Source organism: Diaphorobacter sp. (genome assembly GCF_050251835.1).
Classification (GTDB): Bacteria; Pseudomonadota; Gammaproteobacteria; order Burkholderiales; family Burkholderiaceae_C; genus JBFXIE01.
Genome location: NZ_JBFWLZ010000073.1, coordinates 1 through 6,758 on the forward strand (window position 1 = coordinate 1; position 6,758 = coordinate 6,758).

The 6,758-nt window shown below is 66.0% G+C and carries 4 protein-coding genes; 1 reads left to right on the top strand and 3 read right to left on the bottom strand.

The window, feature by feature from the left end; all coding sequences use genetic code 11:
• Positions 1–127 precede the first annotated feature (127 nt).
• Positions 128–2,248, top strand: a complete 2,121-nt coding sequence (locus tag AB7E35_RS14705) for a putative bifunctional diguanylate cyclase/phosphodiesterase (protein ID WP_428167827.1) — start codon at positions 128–130, stop codon at positions 2,246–2,248.
• A 21-nt stretch (positions 2,249–2,269) separates the two neighbouring features.
• On the opposite strand, the gene AB7E35_RS14710 is transcribed toward AB7E35_RS14705, so the two are convergent.
• From AB7E35_RS14710 to AB7E35_RS14720, 3 genes are all read right to left on the bottom strand, one after another.
• Positions 2,270–4,174 (bottom strand): propionate--CoA ligase, encoded by a 1,905-nt coding sequence (locus AB7E35_RS14710; protein WP_428164434.1) that lies wholly within the window; start codon positions 4,172–4,174, stop codon positions 2,270–2,272.
• A 163-nt stretch (positions 4,175–4,337) separates the two neighbouring features.
• Entirely contained in the window at positions 4,338–4,943 is a 606-nt protein-coding gene (locus tag AB7E35_RS14715) for an isochorismatase family protein (protein WP_428167828.1), read from the bottom strand.
• A 72-nt stretch (positions 4,944–5,015) separates the two neighbouring features.
• Positions 5,016–6,113: a PQQ-dependent sugar dehydrogenase gene (locus tag AB7E35_RS14720; RefSeq protein ID WP_428167829.1), complete on the bottom strand. Its 1,098-nt coding sequence runs from the start codon at positions 6,111–6,113 to the stop codon at positions 5,016–5,018.
• Between the last annotated feature and the right edge of the window lie 645 nt (positions 6,114–6,758).

A 6,758-nucleotide genomic window follows, 5' to 3' on the forward strand; every position in this document is an offset into this window, starting at 1 on the left:
GGCCTGTATGCACAAGGTGCTCACGATCATCAACGCCGTTCTCAAATCCGGCGTGCCTTGGCAAGTGAGTTATCCACATGCTGGAGCTATCTCAAAATGACTTGACTTTGAACACAGTTGCTCCCCCATGGGATTTGCGCGGCGCCAGGATGCCACCTACCTTGAGGTCAACCCCGCCTGGGAACTGGCCACGGGCTACACCCGCCAGGAGGCGCGCGGGCGCACCGCGGTCGAGCTGGGCCTGACCACACCCGAGTCCCGCGCCAAGCTGCTGGAGACTGCCGCGCGCCAGGGCCAGGTAGTGAACCACGAGCTGGAACTGACCACGCGCAGCGGCGACAAGCGCACCGTGCTGCAGTCGCTGAGCACGCTGGAGATCAACGGCGAGGCTTGCTGGCTATTCGTGTTGCACGACATCACCGAGCGCAAGCAAAGCGAGCAGCGTTTGCGCGAGCGCGAAGAGTTGCTGTCGCTATCGGTTGCCGCAGCCGCCCTGGGGCGGTTTGACTGGGATCTGTCCAGCGGCCTGGTCTCCGGTGACACACGCTGGCGCGAAATGTACGGACTGGCGCGTCTGGCGCCCGGGGAGCCATCGGCCGTGGCCTGGACCTCCGGCCTCACCCCCGAGAACATTGATGCCGTCAACCAGGAGTTGCAGCGCCACCAGGCTGACCCTGCCAATCCCTTCGACGTGACCAGCGAGGTGTTTTTGCCACAGGGCGGCAGCCACTGGCTGCGCAGCCTGGGCAAGATCGTGGCGCATGACACCCGGGGCAACCCGGCGCGCATGGTGGGCATGGTCATCGACGTGAGCGGACAGCGGGCGCAGGAGCAGCAGCTCGAGCGCATGGCCCTGTACGACGCCCTCACCGGCCTGCCCAACCGCGTGCTGCTGGAGCGGCGCCTGCGCCACAGCATGCAGCTGACCATCACGCACGGCCAGCGGCTGGGCGTGGGCTACCTGGATCTGGACGGCTTCAAGCCTGTCAACGACCGCCTGGGCCATGCCGCGGGCGACCGCCTGCTGATGGTGGTGGCCGAGCGGCTCAAGCGCGCGCTGCGCCTGAGCGACTGCGTGGCGCGGCTGGGGGGCGACGAATTCGTGATCCTGCTACCCGGCCTGGACAATGCCGCGCAGTGCGAGCAACGGCTGGGCGCAGTGATGGACAGCATCTGCACGCCCTACAGCGTGGACGGCGAGCAGGTGGCGGTCACCGCCAGCATCGGCTACACGCTCTACCCCGACGACGATGCCGACGCCGACACCCTGCTGCGCCACGCCGATCAGGCCATGTACGCGGCCAAGCAGGCCGGACGCAACCGTTTTCACGCCTTTGACGCGGCCCAGGCGCGGGCCCACCAGCAGCGCCACGCGCAAGGCGCCGAGCTGGCAGCAGCCATACGGCGCGGCGAACTGGTCCTGTTTCTGCAACCCCAGGTGAACACACGGCACGGCAGCGTAGTGGGCGCAGAGGCGCTGGCGCGCTGGCTGCACCCCGAGCGCGGCGTACTGGCGCCGGGGCAGTTCATGCACCTGATCGAAGGTCACGCCGAGCTGCAACAACTGTTTGGCGAATGGGTGGTGGACACCGCGCTGCAGATGATTGCCACGCTGATGGCGCGAGGCCTGCGCCTGCCGGTCAGCATCAACATCACGCCCGAGCACCTGCACCGTCGGGATTTTGCCGACTGGATGACCGTGCGCCTGGCGCGGCACCCGGGGGTGCCGCCCCAACTGCTGTCCATCGAACTGACGGAGAGCGCCGCGCTATACGACATCGACCATTCTGCGCGGCAGGTGGCGCAGCTACGCGCCTTGGGCATGACCGTGGCCTTCGATGATTTTGGCACGGGCTACTCTTCGCTGGCTTACCTGCGCCGCATGCCGATGGACCAGCTCAAGCTGGACCGTAGCTTCGTATCCGGCATGCTGACTGACGGCGGGGACCGCGCCATCGTGCATGGCGTGATCGGCCTGGCGCGTTCGTTTGGCTGCAGCATCGTGGCCGAAGGCGTTGAGACCGTGGAGCAGGGCCAGGAGCTGCTGCGCATGGGCTGCCACCTGGCGCAGGGCTACTGCATCGCCCGCCCCATGCCGCTGGAGCAGTTTGTTGATTGGGCTGCCACCTGGCAGGCGCCCGCGCAATGGATGGAGGCGGCGGGCGTGACGCATGCCGAGCCTGCGGCACAGGCAGCACCCGTGCAACCTGCCCCGACAGCCGTGGCCGTGGAAGCGCCCGTGGCCTGACGCCCCGAGTGCCCCCGTCGCTCAGCCCAGCAAGTCCTTGATCTGCTGCAGCGCGACCGGGTCTTCCATGGTGGTCAGGTCGCCCGTGTCGCGGCGCTCGGCCACGGCCTGCAGGGCGCGGCGCAGCAGCTTGCCGCTGCGTGTCTTGGGCAGCGCGGTGACAAAAAACACGCGTGACGGGCGGGCCACGGCGCCCAGTTGCGCGTCCACCTGCTTCATTACCTCGCCCTCCAGCTTCAGGCGCGCGGCATCGTCCGTCAGGCCCGATGCATCGCGCGGCACGGCAAACGCCATGGCCACCTGGCCTTTGAGCGGGTCGGCCACGCCCACCACCGCCACCTCGGCCACGTTGGGGTGGCCCGAGATGCACTCTTCGATCTCGCGCGTGCCCAGGCGGTGACCGGCCACGTTGATCACGTCATCGGTGCGGCCCAGGATGAAGTAGTAGCCATCCGCGTCGCGGATGCCCCAGTCAAAGGTGCTGTAAATCAGCCGGCCGGGGATGCTCTTCCAGTAGGTGTTGACAAAGCGCTCGTCATTGCGCCACACGGTCTGCAGGCAGCCCGGGGGCAGCGGGCCTTCGATGGCGAGCACGCCCTTTTGGTTGGGCGCCGTCAGCTCTTCGCCCGTGGCTTCGTCGATCAGCTTGACGTTGTAGCCATACACCGCCTTGCCCGGGCTGCCAAAGCGCGAGGCTTGCTGCTGCACGCCGTTGCACAGCGTCATGATGGGCCAGCCGGTCTCGGTCTGCCAGTAGTTGTCGATGATGGGCACCTGCAGCGCATCGCTGATCCACTGCGCGGTGGGCTCGTCCAGCGGCTCACCGGCCAGCCACAGGGCTTTGAGGCTGCGCAGGTTGTGCTTTTTCAGGTAGGCCGGGTCTTGCTTTTTCAGCACGCGCACCGCCGTGGGCGCCGAGAACATGTGCGTGACCTGGTACTTCTCGACAATGCTCCACCAGATGCCCGCGTCGGGGCGAATGGGCAGGCCCTCGTACAGGATGGTGGTCATGCCCGCGATCAAAGGGCCGTAGATGATGTAGCTGTGCCCCACCACCCAGCCGATGTCGCTGGTGCAAAAGTAGGTGTCGCCCGCATTCGCCTGGAAGATGTGGCGCATGCTGGCCGCCAGCGCCACGGTGTAGCCGCCGGTGTCGCGCTGCACGCCCTTGGGCTTGCCGGTGGTGCCGCTGGTGTACAGGGTGTAGCTGGGTTGGGTGGATTCGACCCATTCGCAGGGCACCTGGTCATCGAGGTGGCGCGCACGCAGAGCCGCCCAGTCGTGGTCACGCCCGGCGCGCATGGCGGCTGGGGCCAGGCCCCGATCCACCAGCAGCACGGCGGCGGGCTTGTGGGCCGACAGCTCGATGGCCTCATCGAGCAGCGGCTTGTAGGGCACCACCTTGCCGCCGCGCGAGCCCGCATCGGCGCTGACGATGACCACGGGCTCGGCATCCTCGATGCGCGAGGCCAGCGACGACGAGGCAAACCCGCCAAACACCACCGAATGGATGGCCCCGATGCGCACGCACGCCAGCATGGCAAAGGCCGCCTCGGCAATCATGGGCATGTAGATCAGCACCCGGTCGCCCTGGCGCACGCCCAGCGCCTGCAGACAGGCGGCCATGCGCTGCACTTCGGCATGCAGCTCGGCGTAGGTGTAGGCGCGCTCGGTGTTGGTCTCGGTCGAAATGGCCACCAGCGCGTTCTGCTGCGCGCGCTCTGACAGGTGACGATCCACCGCGTTGTGGCACAGATTGGTGGTGCCGCCCACAAACCACTTGGCAAACGGCGGGTTGCCGTAGTCGCAAACCTGCCGCGGCGGCGTATGCCAGTCGATCAGGCGGGCCTGCTCGGCCCAGAAGGCGTCGCGCTCGGTGATGGAGCGGCGGTGAAAGTCGGCGAAATCGGTGTGCTCTGCGGCCATGGCGTTGTCTCCTGGGGATACTTCGCGCCGGGATGGCGCGTGGCGGAATTTATCCAGAATTCATAATTATTCATGCTGCGCTTGCGGCAAACTGACGCAGCATGACAACGCCGGTTTATAAAAAACCATAGCATTCAGCGCTTGTATATAAAGGGCTAGAGGCTTATTTGACTAAAGACAGCACGTCTTTGAACGCCGGGTGCTCGCAGCTGCGCAGCCATTCAAACGCCACCATCTCGGTGGTCACCAGCTCGGCGCCCGCGCCCGCCAGGCGGTCGAAGGCGGCGTCGCGGTTGCGCTCGGTGCGCGAGCTGCAGGCGTCGGTCACCACCCACACCTCAAAGTCGTCCTCCAGCAGGTCCAGCGCCGTCTGCAGCAGGCACACATGGGCCTCGCAGCCCGCAATGACGATGCTGGCGGCTTCGGGCTCTTGCGGCTCGCGGTTTTTTTGCAGGTGCTTGGGCAGGCTGCGCGCGTTGCCGCCCTGGGGTTTGGCGGGCGGGCGCAGCCACTCGCCCAGGCCCTCTTCGGTGGCGCTGAAGTGCATCTTGGACAGGGTGCGCTGGCACAGAGCGCGCAGCGCGGCATCGTTGGGCCCCAGGCGCGACGGGTTTTGCTCGGTGCCCCAGACGGGCACGTCCAGCAGCCGGGCGATCTGCGCCAGCTTGATGGCATTGGCCAGCACGGCCGGGCCTTCAAAAATGGCGGGCATCAGGCGCTCTTGGTAGTCCACGAGCACAAGTTGGGATTCAGAGGCGTCAAGCAGCATGGCAGTCCATCCAGTGGGGTTTTTCTAGAGTTTGGGCGGCGATTGTCGCAGGCGGTGCGGGCACGGATGCCATCAGGGCACAAGCCGCAGCAACTGCCCTTCCGGGCTGTCGGTCAGCAGGTAAATCCACCCGTCCGGCCCCTGGCGCACGTCCCGGATGCGTGCGCCCAGGCTGTCCAGCAAATACTCGTCGCGCACCACGCGGGTGCCTTGCAATTGCAGCCGGTGCAGCCGCGCAAACTTGAGCGAGCCGACCAACAGGCTGCCGCGCCAATCCGCGCCATAGCGGTCGCTGGTCAAAAACGCCATGCCCGACGGCGCAATCGACGGCACCCAGTAGTGCAGCGGCTGCTCCATGCCGGGCTTGGCCGTGCCCTCGCCAATCTTGCCGCCGCCGTAGTTCTCGCCGTAGGTGATCACCGGCCAGCCGTAGTTGCGGCCGGGCTCGGGGCGGTTGATTTCGTCGCCGCCCTGGGCGCCATGCTCGTGAATCCACAGCCGTCCGTCCGGCCCCCAGGTGGCGCCCTGCGGGTTGCGGTGGCCCCAGCTCCAGATCTCGGGCAGCGCGCCCGCGCGTCCCGCCAGCGGGTTGCCGGGCGCAGCGCCGCCGGTGGGCGCCACACGCACCACCTTGCCGTGGTGGTTGTCCAGGGCCTGGGCGTCGTCCTTGCGGCTGTAGCGATCGCCCAGCGTCAAAAACAAGTTGCCGTCCGGCGCCTGCACGATGCGGCAGCCAAAGTGCAACTGACTGGCCACCTTGGGCCGCTGGCTGAAAAGCACCTGCGCGTCACGCAACTGCGACGCACCGGGCGCCAGCGTGGCGCTGGCCAGGGCGGTGCTGTTGCCGCTGCCGCCGCTTTCGGGCGATGCGGGTTCTGAATAGCAAAAAAAGATGCGCCGGTTGCGCGCAAAGTCCGCATCGGTAATCACATCCAGCAACCCGCCCTGCCCGCCTGCAGCCACCCGCGGCAGCCCGGCCAGGGGCGGGCCCAGGCAACCGTCCGGCTCTACCACGCGCATGCGGCCAGGGCGCTCGGTGACCAGAAAACGCCCGTCCGGCAAAAAGGCCACCGCCCAAGGGTGGCTGAGGCCCTGCGCCACCACCTGCGCCTGCGCCTGGCTGCGGGCGGCGACGGGCTGAACGGGTTGCAGGGGTTGCGCGGATTGCATCGTGGCAGCCTGCTGGGCCAGCGCGGCGTTGCCCTTCAGCAGACTGAGCACAGCCATTGCTATGTAACTAAGAGCTGCCAGCGCTTGTTTTACCTGGGCTGTAGGCGGTTTTGATACTTTGTCCATCGGGCGAGTCCTCGTCTCAGCTGCGGGGTGTGCTGGAGGGGTGATTCAGCGGGTGTATCAGCGCCACGCTGGCACCCGGCCCGTGCATTGTGCGTGGCAGGGGCGCAGTGGCAAGACAGTGACGCCCTTTAATCGGGTGGCAGCTCCGAGCGGTAACCACCGAAAAGGCAATAAAGCTGCGTCTGAATGCCGATGGACTGACCGCCCAGTGTGCCAGCAGCTACGGCTGGCAGATTATGTGCGCTTATGCATCAAGTGACCACGTAGGAACAACGCAAGCATAACGTATGCGCTATCTCACGATTTTATATTTTCTGCTTGTCATTATGCTTTGCCCACAAATAAATTACCAGAACGCAGCAATCTAATTTCAAAACAAATAGCGCCAAGCTTAGGGACTCTCTGCACGAATCCCTGTACGATGTGGCTGAGCAAGCCTGAAGCTCAGACAATAAGCGCATGAAGCAAAGCAGCCTGGGCCTGAGCAACACCACCAAACGCACCCGCAAGCGCGAATTT